The sequence below is a fragment of the Dyella amyloliquefaciens genome, assembly GCF_004296575.1.
GTDB classification, from domain to species: domain Bacteria; phylum Pseudomonadota; class Gammaproteobacteria; order Xanthomonadales; family Rhodanobacteraceae; genus Dyella; species Dyella amyloliquefaciens.
This window is the reverse complement of the sequence record NZ_SAYT01000002.1, coordinates 452,242-471,197: the sequence shown is the minus strand read 5'-3', so window position 1 is coordinate 471,197 and position 18,956 is coordinate 452,242. Positions and strand designations below refer to the sequence as shown.

The window sequence follows — 18,956 nt, the reverse complement described above, 5'->3', positions numbered from 1 at the left end:
TGTAGGAGCGCACCCAGTGCGCGATTCACCTCGCGACAGCCTGACCTTCGTGCGAGGCCGGTCGCGCACTGGGTGCGCTCCTGCAGACAAGCATGAAAAAGCCGGCACTGGGCCGGCTTTTTCATTCGTCAAACGCGAGGGGCTTACAGGCCGATGGCGGTTTCCGCCTTCACGTACGGCAGGTTGTGAGCCTGGGCCACCGGCTCGCAGGTCACCTGGCCTTCGCTCACGTTCAGGCCGTTGCGCAGGTGCACGTCGTTCGCCAGTGCCTTCTTCCAGCCCTGGTTGGCCAGTGCGAGGGTGAAGGGCAGGGTTACGCTGTTCAGCGCGAAGGTGGAGGTGCGGGCCACGGCGCCCGGCATGTTGGCCACGCAGTAGTGCACCACGCCGTCCACCACGTAGGTCGGGTCGGAGTGGGTGGTGGCGTGCGAGGTTTCCACGCAACCGCCCTGGTCGATGGCGACGTCCACGATCACCGAGCCCGGCTTCATGGTGCGCACCATGTCGTGCGTTACCAGCTTCGGCGCGGCGGCGCCCGGCACCAGCACGGTGCCGATCAGCAGGTCGGCGCGACGCACCAGCTCTTCGATGGCGGCGCGGGTGGAGAACACGGTGGAGATAGCCGTGCCAAACTGGGCGGCCAGACGCTTCAGCGCATCAGCCGAACGATCGACCACGGTCACCTTGGCGCCCATGCCCACGGCGATGGTCGCCGCGTGGGTGCCGGACACGCCGCCACCCAGGATCACCACTTCAGCGGCCGGCACGCCCGGCACGCCGCCGAGCAGCACGCCGCGGCCGCCCTGGGCCTTTTCCAGCGAGTGCGCGCCGACCTGCGGGGCCAGACGACCAGCCACTTCGGACATCGGCGTCAGCAGCGGCAGCGAGCCGTTCGGCGAGGTCACCGTCTCGTAGGCGATGCAGATTGCGCCCGAGTCGATCAGGTCGCGGGTCTGCTCCAGGTCCGGGGCCAGGTGCAGGTAGGTGAACAGGATCTGGCCCTTGCGGAGCTTCTTGCGCTCCACCGCCAGCGGCTCCTTCACCTTCACGATCATGTCCGCTTCGGCAAAGATCTGGTCCGCGCCATCGATGATGGTCGCGCCCGCCGCGACGTAGTCAGCATCGGTGATGCCCGCGCCCAGGCCGGCACCGGCCTGCACCAGCACCTGGTGGCCGTTGTGCACCAGCTCCTGCACGGAGGACGGGATGAGGCCCACGCGGTACTCGTGGTTCTTGATTTCTTTGGGCACACCGATGCGCATGGCGTCTGTCTCTCGCTAAAGAAGGTCGGGATTCCGCCGGCTGGCGGATGGTGCGCAGTATGATTGAGACATCAAGCAATTTATCGCGAATTTTGCGGCATGAACCGCTCGCTCATGGAATAATTGGCGGCGATTCGATCATTTGGTGAAATGAAATGCCAAGCCTGGAGCAAGGCCTCGACGACCGCGACCGGGCGATCCTCCGGTTGCTCCAGCAGGACGGGCGCCTGACCAACCTGGAGCTCGCACAACAGATCAATTTGTCCCCCTCGGCGTGTCTGCGACGGGTGAAGCTGCTGGAGGAGCGGGGACTGATTTCGCGCTATGTGATGCTGGTCGACGAGAAGGCTGCGGGCCTGCCGGGCACCGCCTTCGTGCTGGTCACGCTGGACCAGCAGGGGCGAGCCGCGCTGGACGCGTTCGAGGCCGCGATCCAGCACCATCCGGAAGTCACCGAGTGCTGTTTGCTGGCCGGCGCTGCCGACTACATGGTGCGCGTGGTGTACGCCGACTCGGCCGATTTCGAGCGCATCCACACCGAGATCCTCACCCAGTTGCCGGGCGTGGTGCGCGTGCAGTCCACGCTGGCGCTGCGCACGGTGAAGAAGACCACCGCATTGCCGATGTGATGCGCGTATCGCCGCGCCATGCTGCGAACTTACGGGAGACGGAAAAAGAAGAAGGCCCTGAAAACTCGCGTTTTCAGGGCCTTCTGATCTCGAATTTTTGGTCGGGGTGACATGATTCGAACATGCGACTTCTACGTCCCGAACGTAGCGCTCTACCAGGCTGAGCTACACCCCGTGGGAGCCGCGTATCTTAATGACACCCCCGGATCTTGGCAACACTTTGTGAAAAAAATTCTTCACGAAGTTGCACGAGCGTATTCCTGCATCTCTTCGGCAGGGGACGGAGGGGGTTCTGCTAACCTATGCGGCTACGTCGGAGCTGCTGCCATGCGGCGGCGGCCGGCGCATTTCTCAACGCTTAAGCAGAGGATTCCATGGCGCTTACCCAGGCCCGCACGATGCCCGGCGTACTCGAGCTGTTGCCGCTCGACCAGATCGCGTTCCAGCGCATGCTTGACGTGATCCGCCGCAACTATGAGCGCTTTGGCTTCCTGCCGGTGGAAACGCCGGTGATGGAGTATTCGGATGTGCTGCTGACCAAGACCGGTGGCGAGACCGAGCGCCAGGTCTATTTCGTGCAGTCCACCGGCACCTTGAATGCCGAAAAGGAGGGCGTGCCCGAGCTGGCGCTGCGCTTCGATCTCACCGTGCCGCTGGCCCGCTACGTGGCTGAGCACGAGCACGATCTGTCGTTCCCGTTCCGCCGCTACCAGATGCAGCGCGTGTACCGCGGCGAGCGCGCCCAGCGCGGCCGCTTCCGCGAGTTCTACCAGTGCGACATCGACGTGATCGGCAAGGACAGCCTGTCGGTTCGTTACGACGCCGAGTTGCCCGCGGTGATCTACAGCGTGTTCCGCGAATTGAACATCGGCGCGTTCACCATCCAGCTCAACAACCGCAAGCTGATGCGCGGCTTCTTCGAGAGCCTGGGCATCATCGACGGCGAGCAGCAGACGCTGGTGCTGCGCGAAGTGGACAAGCTGGACAAGCGCGGCGCCGACTACGTGCGCGACACGCTCACCGGCGAGCAGTTCGGCCTGAGTGCCGAGGTGGCGCAGAAGATCCTCGACTTCGTGCAGGTCCGCTCCACCTCGCTGCAGGATGCGTTCGACAAGCTAGATGCGCTGGGCCCCGGCCCGGAATCGATGGAGCAGGGTCGTGCGGAACTGAAGGAAGTGCTGGGCCTGATCCGCGACTTCGGCGTGCCGGAATCGCACTTCGTGATGAACCTGTCGATCGCGCGTGGCCTGGACTACTACACGGGCACCGTCTACGAGACCACGCTCAATGATCATCCGCAGATCGGTTCGATCTGCTCGGGTGGCCGCTACGAAAACCTGGCCAGCCAGTACACCAAGTCGAAGCTGCCGGGCGTGGGTATTTCCATTGGCCTCACGCGCCTTTACTGGCAGCTGCGTGATGCCGGCCTGATTGCCACCGGCCAGAGCACGGTCGATGTGCTGGTGACGCAGATGGACGCGGCGCAGATGCCGGCGTACCTGGCGCTCGCCAACGAACTTCGTTCGGCAGGCATTGCCACCGAGGTGGTGCTGGAAGGCGGCAAGCTCGGCAAGCAGTTCAAGTACGCCGACCGCGCGGGCATCCGCTTCGTGATCGTGCTCGGCGAAGACGAGATCGTCAAGGGCGTGGTCACCGTGAAGGACCTGCGTCGCGAAGACCAGTTCGAAGTGTCGCGCGTTGACCTGATCAAGTCGCTGCGCGTGGAACTGGCGCAGGCCGAAGTCGGCCGCTGATCCGTCGCGCCTGAAGCAGGGCCGCACCCATGGGGTGCGGCCGTACAACCTCAATAAGTGGCCCGTCCGGGCTGGAGCCATGCATGACCGCAAAGACGATACTCCTGGACGGCAACAGCCTCACCCGCGAACAACTGGTGGCAGTGGCGCGCCAGGGCTTGCGCGTGGCGCTGGATGAAGAGCTGCTCAAGCGCGTGCAGCGCGCGGCAGATTTCCTGGCCGACAAGGTGAGCTGCGGCGAGCCGACCTACGGCGTCACCACCGGTTTCGGCAGCAATGCCGACAAGTTGCTGGGCGCGCATCGTCTGCGCGACGAATTGCCGGGCGGTAATCCCGACAAGCCGGAAGGCACGCTGCTGGAAGAGCTGCAGCACAACCTCATCACCACGCACGCGGTGTGCGTGGGCAAGCCGTTTGCGCCGGAGGTGGTGCGCGCGATGCTGGTGATCCGCATCAATACGCTGATGCGCGGCCATTCGGGCATTCGTGTGGAGACGCTCAAGGCGCTCACCGCCATGCTCAACGCCGACGTGGTGCCGGTGGTGCCTGAGAAGGGTTCGGTGGGCGCCAGCGGCGACCTCGCGCCGCTCTCGCACCTCGCCATCGTGCTGCTGGGCGGTGGCGAGGCGTTCTACCAGGGTGAGCGCTTGTCGGGTGCGGAAGCGCTGAAGCGTGCGGGCCTGTCACCGATCCGCCTCTCCTTCAAGGAAGGCCTGGCGCTCAACAACGGTACGGCGCAGATGCTCGCCACGGCGACACTGGCGCTGGACGATCTCGAAAAGCTGCTGGATCTCGCCGATCTCGCCGCCGCGATGACGCTCGATGCGTTCGCGGGCCGCAGTGGCGCCTTGCGTCCGGAAGTGCACGCACTGCGTCCGCACCCGGGGCAGGTGGATACGGCCGCCCATGTGCGTGGCCTGCTCGAAGGCAGCACGCTGGTCGACATTCCTTATCACCTGGTGCCGCGCTTCAAGCAGTGGACCGCGGAAGCCTGGGCTGATCCTTCCGACCAGGCACTCACTTTCGATATCGGCTGGGACTGGGTGCCGGCGAACCAGCGTCACGGCCGCGAGGCGTTCTACGCGCGCTTCCTGCCGTTCAAGGGCGGCAAGAAGCACCAGCCGCAGGATGCCTACTGCCTGCGCTGCATGCCGCAGGTGCACGGTGCAGTGCGCGATGCCTGGGCACAGGCCTGCCGCGTGATCGACATCGAACTCAATGCCGTCACCGACAATCCGCTGATCTTCCCGGATGCCGAGAACGCGGAGTTCATCGAGGAGCAGGTGATCTCCGCCGGCCATTTCCACGGCATGCCGCTGGCGCTGGCGATGAGCTATGTGAAAGCAGCGATCCCGGTGCTGGCTTCCATCTCCGAGCGTCGCCTCAACAAGCTGGTCGACCCGGCCACCAACGATGGCCTCCCGGCGTTCCTTACCGGCAACGAGGACGGCACCGATTCCGGCTTCATGATCGTGCAGTACACGGCGGCCGCGCTGGTGAACGATCTGGCCACGCGCGCGCACCCGGCCAGCGTGTACTCGGTGCCGACCAGCGCGAACGCCGAGGATCACGTGTCGATGGGTGCCAACGAGGCGCGCCACGTGCTGGAGATGATGGAAGACCTTGGGTACGTGATCGCCATGGAGCTGTATACCGCGGCGCAGGCGCTGGATTTCCGCCAGGCGATGCTCAACGCGGCGTGCCGCCTGGCTTCGCGTGGCGACTGGCAGGCGCTGGCGGGCAAGGTGTCCAATGCGCCGCGCGAAGGTCATCCGCACTACGCGCAGTTCGTCGCCGAAGTGCAGCAGCTGACCCAGGCGCTGGCCAGCGTGGGTGATTTCCATGCGGGTGAGTCCGTGCGCAAGGCGCACGATGCCTTGCGCCAGCACATCGGCTTCATGGCACGTGATCGTGCGATGGATGGTGACGTGCGCGCGGTTTGCGAGCTGGTGCGTCAGCGCGTGTTCGAGGCGTAACAAAAGGTCTCGTACTAGGTCGCTCCTACAGCGAGTTTTCCCTGTAGGAGCGCACCCAGTGCGCGATTCAATCTCGCCTCTGTTCCCGCCGCAGCTGCCACGCCGCCCACCCCAGCCAGAGCAGGATCAGCACGATCAGCAGTTTCTGGGTAAGGCCGGGCGGCAGATCCTTCCATAGCGCCAGCACCCACATCTGCACGAAAGCGAGCCAGGCAAGCACGACGCCTGCTCGCCGCGCATGTGTGCTTTCCTGTTGTTGCCAGCGCGAAGACCACAGCAGCATGCCCATGACGAGGCAAAGAAAGGTGGCCTGCGCCGCCAGGCCATGCACCAGCCGTGCAAGATTTTCCTGGGCGGTGTTTTCGAACAACACCGTATAAGCCACGACCGGTAGCGCCACGGCCGCGATCATGAAAAGCGCGCTGGCCAGTACGCTGCGTGAGGCATTCGCCATCGCGCGATAGCCGGCGAAGGCGAACACGGCGAGGGATGCCGCCATCAGGTAGTAGGCATCGCGCAACCAGAATCCACCGGGGCCGCGCAGATAGGTGCTGAGCGGCATCGCGATGGGGTCGAGATCGATGCGCGTGAACTGCAGCGTGCCGGCCGTCAGCGCAAACGCGGCGACGGCGGTGCAGAGCAGGGCGATGGACAGTCGTTGCAGTGGCGCATGGTGATGCCTGTCCATCGTGATCCTTTCCCTGGCTTCAATCGCCGGCAGCGGCCGGTGCGCTGTGATGATCGCGCAGCGGCAGCTCCGGCATAAGCAGGATGAGCAGGAATGCGCAGGCGATCACGCAAGTGCCCACCAGGAAGGTCGTGGTGATGGCATGCCGGTACAGCGGTACCGCAGTGCTCGCGGCATGTGACCAGTCGAACGTCGCACCGCCTTCGCCGGGCAATGGCGTGACCGCCGCCGTGCCGCCGTGAGCCCGCAGCTGCCAGGCGAGGATCGCACCGGAACCTGCGACGCCGATCAGTCCGCCCAATGAGCGGAAGAACGCCAGCGTGGCCGTGCCGACACCACGATGGAGGGGCGCCAGTGCGTTCTGCACGGCGATGGTCATGTTCGGCATCACCAGTCCCAGGCCAAGACCCAGCGCGAGGATCGCCGGCTCGATTACCGCGAGGCTCTGCGACGTTGCTGCGCCCCAGGTGAGTACGGCGAAAGCGAGCGCGGCACCGGCCAGTCCGGTGATCTGCGCGGGCTTGTAGCGTCCTGCGCGCAGCAGCACGCGACCATTGAACAGTGACGATGCCGCCATGCCGATCATCAGCGGCCCGATCAGCAGGCCCGACTTGGCCGGACTTGCGCCCATCACCAGCTGGAAGAACAGCGGGAAAAACAGGCTGGCACCCATCAGGCCCATGAAGGTCATCGCCATCACTGAGCTGGCGATAACGAACAGCCGGTTGTGGAACAAGCCCAGCGGAAGCACCGGCTCGGGCTCGTGCTGCACATGACGCACGAACAGCACGCCGCATACCAATGCGAGGATCGCCATGCCGCCGAGTGGCATGGAGAACCATGGCCACGTCGATCCGCCCAGGGTCAGCACCAGCAGGAAGGCCACGGTCGCCACCGTCATCAGCACCGAGCCGATGTAGTCAATGCGTCGCGCATGCAGTGGCGTGTATTGGCGCAAGGCGCGCCCGATCATCACCATCGCTACCGCGCCAACGGGCAGGTTGATGTAGAAGATCCAGTGCCATGACAGCAGGTCGGTGATGACGCCGCCGAGCAGCGGGCCGAGCACGCTGCAGATGGCGAAGATCGCGGCGATCACGCCTTGCCAGCGTCCGCGGCGGGTCGGCGTGAGCATGTCGCCGATGATGATCTGCGCCAGCGGCACCAGGCCACCCGCGCCCAGGCCCTGCACGGCACGGAACACGATCAGCTCGACCAGGTTGCGCGAGGCGCCGCTCAGCACCGAGCCGAGCAGGAAGGTGATCACGGCCACGTACACCATCGGCTTGCGGCCGTACTGGTCGCTGAGCTTGCCGTACAGCGGCATGGTCGCGGTGGAAGCGAGCACGTAGGCGGTGACCACCCAGGACAGGTGGCTGATGCCGCCGAGGTCACTGACGATACGGGGAAGGGCGGTGGCCACGATGCTTTGGTCGATAGCGCCGAGCGCCAGCATGATGATCAGCCCGATGAAGACTTGGCGTACCTCGCGCTCGGTGGGGATGACCGTGGTATCGGTGTGCGGGGATGTCATAGATCCAGTTCGTTCAAGGCCGGAATGGCGGCTCGGATGGCATGGCGCGATTCGGGCGGAAGATTGGCCAGCGCCTGCGCCAGCCGGTCGGTGCGGCGCTTGCGATGAGCTTCGATGGCGTCGTTCGCCTGAGCGGTGGCGATCAGGCCCACGCGACGACGGTCTCCCGAAGCGGGTTCGGTGCGCTTCACCAGGCCGGCGGCGACCATCGCATTGATATGGCCGCTGATGGTCGGGCTGCGCAGGTTCTCCTGCCGAGCCAGGTCGCCGACGCCGATGCCAGGGTGGTCGATGATGGCGATCAGCAGCTGTTTGCGCAGCGGCGGAATGCCGTCGTCGTTGGCATCGCGGCGCAGCTGCCGGTAGATCCGGCGCAGAGGCGTGCGCAGTTCTTCGGCCAGCAGGCGGGCATCGCTGGTGATGGCGGGCATGGCTGGCTTCTCCAGCTTGATAGGTAGGCTACCTATCTAATATAGCTGGGCAGGCGGGCCGGGGAAAGGGTGTGAATGAGAGGGTCTGGCGAATCTAGCCACGAAACCTCCTGTAGGAGCCCACCCAGTGGGCAACCGCAACGTCCCGGCGTCACCGCTTCGTAGGCTTATCGCGCACTGGGTGCGCTCCTACAAGGGCGACGGCTGTGTCGTCGACGCAAGAAACCACGACTGCGGGTCGCTCGCTTAACGACGGGCGTGCCCGTTCGATTTGCACGGTTGCTGCACTGCATCGCGTCGCGTATGATGCGCTCCATTGTATTAACGCATTAGTACATTATGAAGCGCCGATCGCTCGATCCCGAAACCCCCGCCGAGTCCGCCGAGCTCAGTCTTTGCGAGGCTTTGCTCTCGCTGAAGAACGCCGAGGAGATGTCCGCCTTCCTGCATGACCTGTGCACACCGGCCGAGCTGGAGGTGCTGGTGGATCGCTGGCGCGTGGTGCCGTACCTGCTCGATGGCGTGGCCTATCGCGAGATCCACGAGCGGACCGCGGTGAGCATCACCACCATCGGGCGCGTGGCGCGTTTCCTCAATCAGGGCAATGGCGGCTACCTCGCCGCCGCCGCCCGCGCTGCCCGCCGCCGCGCGGCCGGCAAGGCAACCAGCAAGAAGGTCAAGGCATGAAACCGCGGGATCGACTACGTATAGCGATGCAGAAGTCCGGCCGCCTCACCGAGCCGGCGCTGGAACTGCTCAACCGTTGCGGCCTTTCGTTCCGCCAGAGCCGCGACAAGCTGTTCCTGTTCGGCGAGGGCGAGCCTGTCGACCTGTTGCTGGTGCGTGACGACGACATCCCCGGCCTGATCGCGCAGGGCGTGTGCGACCTGGGCATCGTGGGCCGCAATGTGCTCAGCGAGTTCCAGTACACCACCGGACGGGAAGGACCGGCGCTGGCCGAATGGCGTTCGCTGGGTTTCGGGCGTTGCCGTCTTTCGATCGCCGTGCCGCAGGAACTGGACTATCGCGAACCCGCGCAACTGCAGGGCATGCGCATTGCCACGTCGTATCCGGGCCTGCTCGGTGAATGGCTGCGTACGCAGGGCGTGGACGCTGGCGTGGTGACACTGGCCGGCTCGGTGGAGATCGCTCCGCGCCTCGGTACCGCCGATGCCATCTGCGATCTCGTGCAGAGCGGCGGCACGCTGGTGGCCAATCAGCTGCGCGAAGCCGACGTGCTGCTGGAAAGCGAAGCCGTACTGGCGGGGCCTGCGTCACTGCCCACTGACGAGCGTGGCGACATGATCGACCTGCTGCTCAAGCGCCTCGATGGCGTGATCCAGGTACGCGAATCGCGCCTCCTGCTGCTGCAGACCTCACGCAACGCATTGGACGCGGTGATCCGCCTGTTGCCCGGCGGTCCGCAGCCGACCCTGCTGCCGGTGGCTGGCCAGCCCGACCAGCTGATGCTGCAGGCGCTGTGCGCGGGCGAAGTGAGCTGGCGACAGCTCGAAGAGATCAAGAAGGCCGGTGCACGCGAGATGTTGGTGCTGCCGGTCGAGAAGATGCTTGCGTGATGCAGGCGGATTGAAAGGTAGAACGTCATGAACCGCCTTGATTGGAATGCCCTCGACAACGTGGCGCGCCGCGCGGCGCTGGCTCGTCCGGCGCAGTCGCGCGCCGAGACCCTGCGTAACGGTGTGGAGCAGATCGTTGCGCGCGTACGCGCTGACGGTGACCAGGCCCTGCGCGAGCTCAGCGCGCGTTACGACCGCTGCACGCTCGACGCCATCGAAGTATCGGCACAGGAGATACGTGAAGCCGAAGCCCGTCTGGCGCCGGAACTGAAGGCTGCCATCGACGAAGCCGCCACGCGCATCGAAGCATTCCACCGCGCGGCCGCCCCCCAGCCCGTGGCGCTGGACACGGCCAACGGCGTGCGCGTCGAGCGCGTGCTGCGTCCCATCAATCGTGTCGGCCTTTATGTGCCGGCAGGCAGCGCGCCACTGCCTTCCACAGCGCTGATGCTGGGTGTGCCTGCGCGTATCGCTGGCTGTACCGAGGTGGTGCTGTGTTCGCCAGCCCGCGCCGATGGGCGCTGCGACGAGGCCGTGCTTTACGCGGCGCGCATCACCGGCGTGCACAAGGTATTCAAGCTGGGTGGTGCGCAGGCAATCGCGGCGATGGCCTACGGCACGGAATCGGTGCCCAAGTGCGACAAGCTGTTTGGCCCCGGCAACGCCTGGGTGACCGAGGCGAAGCTGCAGGTGTCGGCCGACCCGGACGGCGCTGCCATCGACATGCCCGCAGGTCCATCGGAAGTGCTGGTGATTGCGGACGAGCAGGCCAACGCAGCCTTCGTCGCCGCCGACCTGCTGTCCCAGGCCGAACACGGTCCGGATTCGCAGGTGATCCTACTGAGTCCTTCTCAGGCGCTGCTGGATGCGGTCGAGGCAGAGGTGGCCCAACAGTGCGCCGTGCTGCCGCGCGCGGATATCGCCAAGCAGGCCTTGTCGCAGAGCCGACTGATCGCGGTGTCCTCGCTGGCGCAGGCGGTGGAAGTGAGCAATCGCTATGCGCCGGAGCACCTGATCCTGCAGGTGGAGCAGCCGCGCGAACTGCTGGCGGGCGTGCAGAGCGCCGGCTCGGTGTTCCTCGGCGCCTGGACGCCCGAATCGGTAGGCGACTACTGCAGCGGCAGCAACCATGTGCTGCCGACTTACGGCTATGCACGCAGCTACAGCGGGGTATCCGTGGCGAGTTTCCAGAAGCAGATCACCGTGCAGGAGTTGTCGCCCGCCGGTTTGCGCGAGATTGGTCCATGCACGGCGACTCTGGCCGCTGCCGAACAACTGGAAGCGCACCGCCGCGCCGTCACCTTGCGCCTCGCCGCGCTGGAGACGGCAGCATGAGCATCGTGGACATTGCCCGGCCCGAGATCCGCGCCATGCAGCCGTATTCCTCCGCGCGCATGGAGGCGAGCGGCGGCGCGATCCTGCTCAACGCCAACGAGTCCTCCTGGGCGTCGCCCGGCGGCGATGCGCTGGAGTGCAACCGCTATCCCGAGCCGCAGCCGCCGGCGCTGATCGAAGCGCTGGCGACGCTGTATGGCGTGCGCCTGACACAGGTGCTGGTGGGGAGGGGCAGTGACGAGGCCATCGACCTGCTGGTGCGCGCGTTCTGCCGCGCCGGCCAGGATGCCATCGCGATCCAGCCACCGACGTTCGGCATGTATGCGGTATGCGCGCGTATCCAGAACGCGGCGGTCGTGGAGATTCCGCTGGCCGACGATTTCTCCCTGGACGTGGACGCCGTGCTGGCCGCGGTGACGCCGGCGGTGAAGCTGGTATTCGTGTGCGCGCCGAACAATCCCACCGGGCAGCAGGTGACGCTGGCCCAGGTGGAGCGCCTCGCGCAGTCGCTGTCCGGTCGCGCCTTGCTGGTGGTGGATGAGGCCTATATCGAATTCTCCGATCTGCTGAGCGCGGCGCCGCTGATCGACCGCTACGACAATCTCGCCGTGCTGCGCACACTGTCCAAGGCGTGGGCGCTCGCTGGTGCGCGCATCGGCACCTTGCTGGCTGGCGAGGATGTGATCGCACTGCTTCGCCGCATCATCGCGCCGTACCCGCTGCCACGGCCGTGCGTGGCGCTCGCCCTGCAGGCGTTGTCGGCCGAAGGGCAGGCGCAGGCGCGCCAGCACATCGCCATCGTGCGTGAGCAGCGCGAGCGGATGGCCGCGGCGCTCGCGGCCTTGCCAGGCGTGCGCGCGGTACTGCCTTCGCAGGCCAACTTTCTGGCCGTGCGATGGGACGATCCCGCGACGGTCTACCAGAGCCTGCTCGACGCCGGCATCGTGGTGCGCGATGTACGCCGTTATCCACACCTGGGCGACGCGTTGCGCATCACCATTGGTAGCGCGGAAGAAAACGACCGTCTGCTCGCCGTATTGAGGAGTCCGGCCATGGATGGCCGGGGTTTTGCCGATGGATCGGCATGGGGTAAACACGCATGAGTCGCAAGATACTGTTTATCGATCGCGACGGTTGCCTCATCGAGGAGCCGGAAGATTTCCAGATCGACAGCTTCGAGAAATTCGCCTTGCTGCCGGGCGTGATCGCCGCGTTGCAGCGCATCGTGGCTGGCGGCTATGAGCTGGTGATGGTGACCAACCAGGACGGCCTCGGCACCGACAGCTTCCCCGAGGCGGATTTCACCGGTCCGCACGAATTGCTGATGCGCATCCTTGCGTCGCAGGGCGTCAAGGTGCGAGAGGTATTGATCGATCGCAGCTTCCCGCACGAGAACAAGGACACGCGCAAGCCTGGCGTGGGCATGCTGCGCCACTACCTGGCCGATGACGGCTGGAGCCGCGCCGCGTCGGCCATGGTGGGCGATCGCGAGACCGATCTGCAGTTTGCTGCCAACATGGGCGTGCGTGGCTTCCGCGTCGGCCCCCAAGGGTTGCGCTGGGACGAGATCGCGCACCAGTTGCTCGATGCGCCGCGCATGGCCACGGTGGAACGCAATACGCGCGAGACGCGCATCACCGTGAGCGTGAACCTGGACAAGCTCGCCGAACCGCAGATCCACACCGGCCTGGGCTTTTTCGACCACATGCTGGAGCAGATCGGCAAGCATGGCGGTTTCGCACTGGCCCTTGGATGCGACGGCGATACGCATATCGACGAACACCACACAATCGAGGATTGCGCGCTCGCGCTCGGGCAGGCCTTACGCCAGGCACTGGGTGACAAGCGTGGCATCGGCCGCTACGGATTCGTGCTGCCCATGGACGAGTCGCAGGCCAGCGCCGCGCTCGATCTTTCAGGTCGCCCTTATTTCGTCTTCGAAGGGCAGTTCCCGCGTGAGCGCGTGGGCGACATACCCACGGAGCTTGTGCCGCACTTCTTCCGCTCGCTGTGCGAGACGCTGGGTGCCAACCTGCACTTGAGCGTGCAGGGCGACAACGCGCATCACATGGTGGAGGCCTGCTTCAAGGTGGTCGCGCGTGCGTTGCGCCAGGCGATCCGGCGCGAAGGCAGCGAACTGCCGAGCACCAAGGGAGCGCTGTAATGGGCGTCGTGCTGGTCGATGCGGGTGGCACGAACATCGGTTCGGTGCGTTACGCCTTGCGGCGACTCGGTGCGGATGCGGCGCTGACCTCCGACGCCGAGACCATCCGAACTGCCGACAAGGTGATTCTTCCGGGCGTCGGCGCGGCCGGTCCCGGCATGGCGCGGTTGCGTGAGTTGGGCCTGGTCGAGCTGATGCGGTCGCTCACCCAGCCGGTGCTCGGTGTATGCCTGGGCATGCAGTTGCTGTGCGAGCGTTCGGAAGAGGGCGATACCGCCTGCCTCGGCGTGGTACCTGCCACGGTGAGCCGCTTTGTGGAGCAGCCGGACCTGCGCGTGCCTCACATGGGGTGGAACCGCGTGCGCCGCCAGCGCGAGCATCCGCTGCTCGATGGCCTGGGCGACGACGACTGGGCGTATTTCGTGCACAGCTATGCGGTGCCCATGGGCGACTACGCGCTGGCCTCCACCGATTACGGCGACGAGTTCGCCTGCGTGATCTCGCAGGGCAACTTCCATGGCATGCAGTTCCATCCGGAGCGCTCCGCCAAGGTCGGTGCCCGTCTACTCAAGAATTTTCTCGAGCTATGAACTTCACCGTCATTCCCGCCATCGATCTGCGCAGTGGCCGCGTAGTGCGCCTGAAGCAGGGCGACTATGCGCAGCAGACCACCTATGAGTTCGACCCGCGTGCGCTGGCGGGCAGCTATGCACAGGCCGGCGCCGAATGGCTGCATATGGTCGACCTGGATGGTGCTCGCGGTGGCAGCCTGGAGAACCTCGCCGTGATCGAATCGATCGCCCGCGATGGCATGAGCATCCAGGCGGGCGGAGGCGTGCGCTCCGAAGCGGACATGCAGCGTTTGTTCGATGCGGGCGTATCGCGCGTCGTGGTCGGCAGTTTGGCCATTCGCGAACCGGAGCTTGTGGCCGGATGGCTTTCCGTCCGCGGCGCCGAGCGCATCACCCTGGCACTGGATACCCTGCAGCAGGATGGCGCATGGCGCCTTCCCAGCGCAGGCTGGACCGAAACGGAAGCGCGCACGCTGGACGAGCTGGCACCGTGGTACGCAACCCAGGGTGCGCAACACCTGTTGTGCACGGACATTCACCGCGACGGCATGCTTGCCGGTTTCAACCTGGACTTGTATCGCCACCTAGCCGCGACAGTGCCGAGCCTGGCGGTGCAGGCGTCCGGCGGCGTGCGTTCGCTGGAAGACATTCGTGCGGCGCGAGAAGCCGGCGCGAAAGGCGTGATCCTCGGTCGCGCACTGCTCGAAGGGCGCTTTACCGTGCAGGAGGCCCTGGCATGCTGAGTCGTCGCATCATTCCCTGCCTGGACGTGCGTGACGGCCAGGTCGTGAAAGGCGTCCGGTTTCGCGACCACGTCGTGATGGGCGAGATCGTGGATCTCGCGCTGCGCTATCGCGACGAAGGCGCGGACGAACTGGTGTTCTACGACATCACCGCCAGCCCCGAAGGGCGTAGCGTTGATCGTGGCTGGGTGGAGCGCGTGGCGCGCGTCATCGATATTCCGTTCTGCGTCGCGGGTGGCATCCGCAGCGTCGATGAGGCTCGTGCCGTGTTGCATGCGGGCGCCGACAAGATTTCGGTCAACTCGCCCGCGCTGGAGCGTCCCGAGCTGATCGGTGAACTCGCGGCCGCCTTCGGCGTGCAGTGCGTGGTGGTGGGTGTGGACAGCCTGCGTGATGCCGACGGCGAATGGCGTGTGCGCCAGTACACCGGCGATCCGACCCGCACGCAGGCGTTGCCGCGCCGCACGCTGGACTGGGTGGTGGAGGCGCAACAGCGCGGAGCAGGTGAGATCGTGCTCAACTGCATGGGCAGCGATGGCGTGCGGCAAGGTTACGACCTGGAGCAGCTGTCGGTCGTGCGCGCGCTGTGCAATGTGCCGCTGATCGCTTCGGGCGGCGCCGGTGCCCCGGAGCACTTCCGCGATGCCTTCACGCAATCCGACGTCGACGGTGCGCTGGCAGCCAGCGTCTTTCATTCCGGTGCCATCGCCATCCCCGCCTTGAAGCAGTCGCTCACGGCGTGGGGCGTGACCGTTCGACCCTAGCAGCGACGCTTCGCACATCGCTTCACGCGAGCCGACAACATCTTTCGATTCCGGACATTCAAGATGACTTCGACCCTCCTCGATCCGATCCAGCTCGACTGGTCCAAAGGTGCCGGACTGCTCCCTGCCGTCGTGCAGCACTGGCTCACCGGCGAGGTGTTGATGCTGGGCTACATGAATGCCAATGCGCTGGTGACGACGCAGGCCACAGGCCATGTGACGTTTTACAGCCGCAGCAAGCAGCGCCTGTGGACCAAGGGTGAATCATCGGGCAACGTGCTCGCGCTCAAGTCGATCCGCGTCGACTGCGATGCCGATACCTTGCTGGTGCAGGCCGACCCGCATGGCCCCACCTGCCACAAAGGCACCAGCAGTTGCTTTGGTGACGACGTACGCCCGGCGGCGGGGTTTCTTGCCGAGCTGGATGCACTGGTGGCACGCCGGTATGCGGAGCGTCCCGAGGGCAGTTACACGACGCGCCTGTTCGAGGACGGTATCCGCCGCATGGCGCAGAAGGTGGGCGAGGAGGGGGTCGAGACAGCGCTCGCCGCAGTGGCGCAGGATGATGCCGCCCTGCTGGGTGAAGCCGCTGATCTCGTGTTCCACCTGCTGGTGACCTTGCGCGCCCGCGGCCTCGGCCTCGACGATGTCGCCGCCGTGCTGGCACAGCGACATGCAGAGCGCAGCGCACACTGATTCCGCACGCCTCATAACCTCCCGGGAATGTGGGCCGCTGCTAGTCGACGAAGGGCTAGCGCCACCTTAACGGCTTCTGTGTTTGATTCTGCATCACGCAGGCGAATGCATCGGGATGGCCCGATATCGATGGCACTGGTGCCGTCCGCACGGGGTTCGGCAGGACGAAACATGGTCCCGCCGGGTCGATGACGTGAAGGCCGTTTTCACCTGCGGGTTCGAGCGAGGGGAAAGTCACCGGTTGATCCGTTATCCACGGATAGCCGAGTTTTGTGCCCGCAGTCCGAGGAGCGAGTGATGGCTGATATCGCGGTGATCGGTGGAGGAGCAGCGGGCGCGGCCGCCTTTGGCGAGCTGCTTGCGCGCTATGACGCGGGAACGGTGCATTGGATCGTCGGCCAGCAGGCGCCCGGGCGTGGCGTGGCCTATGCCACCGGCGACGATCGTCATCTGCTGAATGTGCGCGCGGCCGGCATGGGCGTGTTTCACGAGCATGGCGATGATTTCATCCAGCACGCATCGCGCCAGCTGGGTCAGGTGAAAGGCACGGATTTCCTGCCGCGCCGCCTCTTCGGCGATTTCATCCAGGCGCAGGTGGGCGCGCGCATCGACGCGGCCCGGCGAGCGGGGCGCAGTTTTCGGATCCATCCCGGCAGCGCGCGCGAAGTGATGGCGCGCGCCGAGGGCGGTTACGCCGTGCGCGTTGGCGCCGATCGTTGGCTCGATGTATCGCAGGTGGTGCTGGCGATCGGTTCGCTGTCGCAGCGTCCATTGCGCACGGTATCGACCACGGCGCTGGCCGGCGGCGCCTACGAACTGGATCCGTGGCGGCTGGATCGGTACCCGAGGCCGCCGCGGCGCGTCGTGGTGATCGGCACCGGGCTTACGGCGGTGGATACCTTGCTGTCGGCTGCCGCGCGCTGGCCGCATGCCGAGCTGCTGGCCGTTTCGCGGCATGGCTTGTGGCCCTTCAGGCACTCCGCGCTGCCGCTTGGTCCGTATGCGCAGCAGGACGAACTCAACCAGGCGTTGCTGGCCAGCGACGGTCCGGCGGCCATGTTGCGGCTGGTGCGTCGGGCCATCGCGAATGCATCCGAAACAGACTGGCGCAGCATCATCGACGGCATGCGTCCGATCAATGCCTTGCTGTGGCAACGCCTGACGCATACGCAGCGTCGCCAGTTCCTGCGCCATGCGCGCTGGATCTGGGAGGCCGCGCGGCATCGCTTGGCACCCGCTTCCGGCGAGGCGATCTACCAGCTGCAGGAAGAGGGCAGGTTGCAGGTGCTCGCGTCACGGGTACTCGACGTGGACGGTACGTCGCCGTTGCAACTCACGCTGCGTGAACGAGCGACCCAGCTGGTGGCCACGATCGAGGCGGACCTGGTGATCCAGGCGACCGGGCTGGACACGGCCGTCGCGTATGGCGCCCACGAGCTACTCGCCCAGTTGCTGCGTGATGGATTGGCGGTGGCCGATCCGCTCCAGCTGGGGGTATCGGCTGGCGCGGATGGCCAGTTGCTCGATGCCGATGGCGCAGCGCGGCGCGGCCTGTATGCGATCGGCTCGCTGCTTCGCGGCAACCTGTGGGAATGTACGGCCATGCCGGAAATCCGGGCTGCGGCCCATCGCCTGGCGACGCAACTGGTCGAGGTGGGTACGACGGATGCATCCTGCGACAGCGCCAGCGAAGGTTCCTGAGCCGGTGGCCCCGGATATTGCGCTGATTTCGCGCATGGCGCAGCCATGAGGATATGCCATATTGCGATTTCGCAATCGCACATGGGCCCGATACGCTGGTCGTTCGTGCCGTCGCAGGAGAGGCCATGAGGAAGTTCATCCCGTTCTTGATCGCAGTGGCCGGCACCGTGCTGGCCGCTACGGTGATGGCCAAGGACGTCACCCTGCTCAATGCCTCCTACGATCCGACGCGCGAGCTGTATCGCGACATCAACAGCGCCTTCGCCGCGCAGTGGAAGGCCCAGCACGGCGACAGCGTAACCATCCAGATGTCACACGGTGGCTCCGGCAAGCAGGCGCGCTCTGTGGTCGACGGTCTGCCGGCCGACGTGGTGACGCTCGCGCTGGCCTACGACATCGATGCGCTGGCCGATCGTGGCCTGGTGGCCAGGGACTGGCAGAAGCGTCTGCCAGAAAACGCGTCGCCTTACACCTCCGCCATCGTGTTCCTGGTGCGCAAGGGCAATCCCAAGGGCATCAAGGACTGGGCCGACCTGGTACGTCCCGGCGTGCAGGTGGTGACGCCCAATCCGAAATCGTCCGGTGGCGCACGCTGGAATTTCCTGGCCGCCTGGGGCTACGCGTTGAAGCAGCCGGGCGGTAACGAAGCCAAGGCAAAGGCGTACGTGCAGGAGTTGTACAAGCACGTGCCAGTGCTCGACACCGGTGCGCGCGGCGCCACCAATACCTTCGCGCAGCGCGGCATCGGCGATGTGCTGATCGCGTGGGAAAACGAGGCGCTGCTCGCTCAGCGACAGCTGGGCAAGGACAAGTTCGAGATCGTGGTGCCGTCGGTGACCATCCTCGCCGAGCCACCGGTGTCCGTGGTCGATGCGAATGCAGAGAAGCACGGCACGCGCGCCGTCGCGGACGCCTATGTGCAGTTCCTCTATTCGCCGCAGGGCCAGGAGATCGCGGCGAAGAACTACTACCGCCCGCGCGCGCAGGATGTCGCCGCGCGTTACGCGAGCCAGTTCCCCGCGACGCATACGTTCACCATCAACGAAGTGTTTGGAGACTGGCGCCAGGCCCAGGCGAAGTTCTTTGCCGAGGGCGCGATCTTCGACCAGCTGGGCGCAGGAAACTGATCT

Annotated in this window: 18 protein-coding genes and 1 tRNA gene; 14 read left to right on the top strand and 5 right to left on the bottom strand. The window is 65.7% G+C overall.

Translation table 11 applies throughout. The annotated features are described in order from the left end of the window. Positions 1-143 precede the first annotated feature (143 nt). Complete coding sequence (gene ald, locus EPB08_RS06655; protein ID WP_130618279.1) at positions 144-1,262, bottom strand: alanine dehydrogenase; 1,119 nt, start codon at positions 1,260-1,262, stop codon at positions 144-146. A gap of 155 nt (positions 1,263-1,417) precedes the next feature. Here ald and EPB08_RS06650 point away from each other — a divergent pair, with 155 nt between their 5' ends. After that, on the top strand, positions 1,418-1,891 hold the full coding sequence (locus EPB08_RS06650; RefSeq protein WP_130618278.1) for an Lrp/AsnC family transcriptional regulator: 474 nt from the start codon (positions 1,418-1,420) through the stop codon (positions 1,889-1,891). Positions 1,892-1,989: 98 nt separating this feature from the next. Here the strand turns inward: EPB08_RS06650 and EPB08_RS06645 are convergent. Then, positions 1,990-2,066: transfer RNA gene (locus EPB08_RS06645), tRNA-Pro, on the bottom strand. A gap of 199 nt (positions 2,067-2,265) precedes the next feature. On the opposite strand from EPB08_RS06645, the gene hisS reads away from it, so the two are divergent. Both hisS and EPB08_RS06635 read left to right on the top strand, forming a co-directional pair. Further along, positions 2,266-3,645, top strand: coding sequence for a histidine--tRNA ligase (gene hisS / locus EPB08_RS06640; protein WP_130618277.1), 1,380 nt, complete (start codon positions 2,266-2,268; stop codon positions 3,643-3,645). Positions 3,646-3,728: 83 nt separating this feature from the next. Next, complete coding sequence (locus tag EPB08_RS06635; RefSeq protein WP_130618276.1) at positions 3,729-5,621, top strand: HAL/PAL/TAL family ammonia-lyase; 1,893 nt, start codon at positions 3,729-3,731, stop codon at positions 5,619-5,621. Between the two features lie 67 nt (positions 5,622-5,688). On the opposite strand, the gene EPB08_RS06630 is transcribed toward EPB08_RS06635, so the two are convergent. Genes EPB08_RS06630 through EPB08_RS06620 form a run of 3 tightly spaced genes read right to left on the bottom strand, consistent with a single transcriptional unit; the run spans position 5,689 to position 8,274 of the window. Beyond that, on the bottom strand, positions 5,689-6,309 hold the full coding sequence (locus tag EPB08_RS06630; RefSeq protein ID WP_130618275.1) for a DUF998 domain-containing protein: 621 nt from the start codon (positions 6,307-6,309) through the stop codon (positions 5,689-5,691). Positions 6,310-6,328: 19 nt separating this feature from the next. Continuing rightward, the gene (locus EPB08_RS06625; RefSeq protein WP_130618274.1) at positions 6,329-7,843 is read right to left on the bottom strand and encodes an MDR family MFS transporter; all 1,515 of its coding nucleotides are present in this window, start codon (positions 7,841-7,843) and stop codon (positions 6,329-6,331) included. Further along, a complete protein-coding gene (locus EPB08_RS06620) occupies positions 7,840-8,274 on the bottom strand; it encodes a MarR family winged helix-turn-helix transcriptional regulator (protein WP_130618273.1) in 435 nt (144 codons plus the stop codon). Before EPB08_RS06620 ends, EPB08_RS06625 begins: the two co-directional genes overlap by 4 nt. Before the next feature lie 339 nt (positions 8,275-8,613). Between EPB08_RS06620 and EPB08_RS06615 the strand changes: the two genes are divergently transcribed. The 11 genes from EPB08_RS06615 to EPB08_RS06565 all read left to right on the top strand — a co-directional run bounded on the left by EPB08_RS06615 (position 8,614) and on the right by EPB08_RS06565 (position 18,953). Continuing rightward, positions 8,614-8,961 (top strand): YerC/YecD family TrpR-related protein, encoded by a 348-nt coding sequence (locus EPB08_RS06615; protein ID WP_130618272.1) that lies wholly within the window; start codon positions 8,614-8,616, stop codon positions 8,959-8,961. Next, positions 8,958-9,851, top strand: a complete 894-nt coding sequence (hisG, locus tag EPB08_RS06610) for an ATP phosphoribosyltransferase (RefSeq protein ID WP_130618271.1) — start codon at positions 8,958-8,960, stop codon at positions 9,849-9,851. Before EPB08_RS06615 ends, hisG begins: the two co-directional genes overlap by 4 nt. A gap of 27 nt (positions 9,852-9,878) precedes the next feature. Further along, complete coding sequence (gene hisD / locus EPB08_RS06605) at positions 9,879-11,186, top strand: histidinol dehydrogenase (RefSeq protein WP_130618270.1); 1,308 nt, start codon at positions 9,879-9,881, stop codon at positions 11,184-11,186. Continuing rightward, entirely contained in the window at positions 11,183-12,289 is a 1,107-nt protein-coding gene (gene hisC, locus EPB08_RS06600; protein WP_130618269.1) for a histidinol-phosphate transaminase, read from the top strand. The genes hisD and hisC overlap by 4 nt, the downstream gene beginning before the upstream one ends. Further along, positions 12,286-13,350, top strand: a complete 1,065-nt coding sequence (gene hisB, locus EPB08_RS06595) for a bifunctional histidinol-phosphatase/imidazoleglycerol-phosphate dehydratase HisB (protein ID WP_130618268.1) — start codon at positions 12,286-12,288, stop codon at positions 13,348-13,350. Before hisC ends, hisB begins: the two co-directional genes overlap by 4 nt. Next, complete coding sequence (gene hisH / locus EPB08_RS06590; protein WP_130618267.1) at positions 13,350-13,940, top strand: imidazole glycerol phosphate synthase subunit HisH; 591 nt, start codon at positions 13,350-13,352, stop codon at positions 13,938-13,940. The genes hisB and hisH overlap by 1 nt, the downstream gene beginning before the upstream one ends. Beyond that, positions 13,937-14,665 (top strand): 1-(5-phosphoribosyl)-5-[(5-phosphoribosylamino)methylideneamino]imidazole-4-carboxamide isomerase, encoded by a 729-nt coding sequence (hisA, locus tag EPB08_RS06585; protein WP_130618266.1) that lies wholly within the window; start codon positions 13,937-13,939, stop codon positions 14,663-14,665. Before hisH ends, hisA begins: the two co-directional genes overlap by 4 nt. After that, the gene (gene hisF, locus EPB08_RS06580; protein ID WP_130618265.1) at positions 14,659-15,429 is read left to right on the top strand and encodes an imidazole glycerol phosphate synthase subunit HisF; all 771 of its coding nucleotides are present in this window, start codon (positions 14,659-14,661) and stop codon (positions 15,427-15,429) included. The genes hisA and hisF overlap by 7 nt, the downstream gene beginning before the upstream one ends. A 63-nt stretch (positions 15,430-15,492) precedes the next feature. Then, positions 15,493-16,125, top strand: a complete 633-nt coding sequence (gene hisIE, locus EPB08_RS06575) for a bifunctional phosphoribosyl-AMP cyclohydrolase/phosphoribosyl-ATP diphosphatase HisIE (protein ID WP_130618264.1) — start codon at positions 15,493-15,495, stop codon at positions 16,123-16,125. A gap of 297 nt (positions 16,126-16,422) precedes the next feature. Further along, positions 16,423-17,826 carry an FAD/NAD(P)-binding protein gene (locus EPB08_RS06570; protein WP_130618263.1) on the top strand — a complete coding sequence of 468 codons (1,404 nt, stop codon included), beginning with the start codon at positions 16,423-16,425 and terminating at the stop codon, positions 17,824-17,826. Positions 17,827-17,951: 125 nt separating this feature from the next. Next, positions 17,952-18,953: a sulfate ABC transporter substrate-binding protein gene (locus tag EPB08_RS06565; RefSeq protein ID WP_130618262.1), complete on the top strand. Its 1,002-nt coding sequence runs from the start codon at positions 17,952-17,954 to the stop codon at positions 18,951-18,953. The last annotated feature ends 3 nt before the right edge of the window (positions 18,954-18,956 follow it).

Coding starts and splice junctions, on each gene's coding strand:
- ald (WP_130618279.1), bottom strand. CDS start 1,262: ATGCGCATCGGTGTGCCCAAAGAAATCAAGAACCACGAGTACCGCGTG.
- EPB08_RS06650 (WP_130618278.1), top strand. CDS start 1,418: ATGCCAAGCCTGGAGCAAGGCCTCGACGACCGCGACCGGGCGATCCTC.
- hisS (WP_130618277.1), top strand. CDS start 2,266: ATGGCGCTTACCCAGGCCCGCACGATGCCCGGCGTACTCGAGCTGTTG.
- EPB08_RS06635 (WP_130618276.1), top strand. CDS start 3,729: ATGACCGCAAAGACGATACTCCTGGACGGCAACAGCCTCACCCGCGAA.
- EPB08_RS06630 (WP_130618275.1), bottom strand. CDS start 6,309: ATGGACAGGCATCACCATGCGCCACTGCAACGACTGTCCATCGCCCTG.
- EPB08_RS06625 (WP_130618274.1), bottom strand. CDS start 7,843: ATGACATCCCCGCACACCGATACCACGGTCATCCCCACCGAGCGCGAG.
- EPB08_RS06620 (WP_130618273.1), bottom strand. CDS start 8,274: ATGCCCGCCATCACCAGCGATGCCCGCCTGCTGGCCGAAGAACTGCGC.
- EPB08_RS06615 (WP_130618272.1), top strand. CDS start 8,614: ATGAAGCGCCGATCGCTCGATCCCGAAACCCCCGCCGAGTCCGCCGAG.
- hisG (WP_130618271.1), top strand. CDS start 8,958: ATGAAACCGCGGGATCGACTACGTATAGCGATGCAGAAGTCCGGCCGC.
- hisD (WP_130618270.1), top strand. CDS start 9,879: ATGAACCGCCTTGATTGGAATGCCCTCGACAACGTGGCGCGCCGCGCG.
- hisC (WP_130618269.1), top strand. CDS start 11,183: ATGAGCATCGTGGACATTGCCCGGCCCGAGATCCGCGCCATGCAGCCG.
- hisB (WP_130618268.1), top strand. CDS start 12,286: ATGAGTCGCAAGATACTGTTTATCGATCGCGACGGTTGCCTCATCGAG.
- hisH (WP_130618267.1), top strand. CDS start 13,350: ATGGGCGTCGTGCTGGTCGATGCGGGTGGCACGAACATCGGTTCGGTG.
- hisA (WP_130618266.1), top strand. CDS start 13,937: ATGAACTTCACCGTCATTCCCGCCATCGATCTGCGCAGTGGCCGCGTA.
- hisF (WP_130618265.1), top strand. CDS start 14,659: ATGCTGAGTCGTCGCATCATTCCCTGCCTGGACGTGCGTGACGGCCAG.
- hisIE (WP_130618264.1), top strand. CDS start 15,493: ATGACTTCGACCCTCCTCGATCCGATCCAGCTCGACTGGTCCAAAGGT.
- EPB08_RS06570 (WP_130618263.1), top strand. CDS start 16,423: ATGGCTGATATCGCGGTGATCGGTGGAGGAGCAGCGGGCGCGGCCGCC.
- EPB08_RS06565 (WP_130618262.1), top strand. CDS start 17,952: ATGAGGAAGTTCATCCCGTTCTTGATCGCAGTGGCCGGCACCGTGCTG.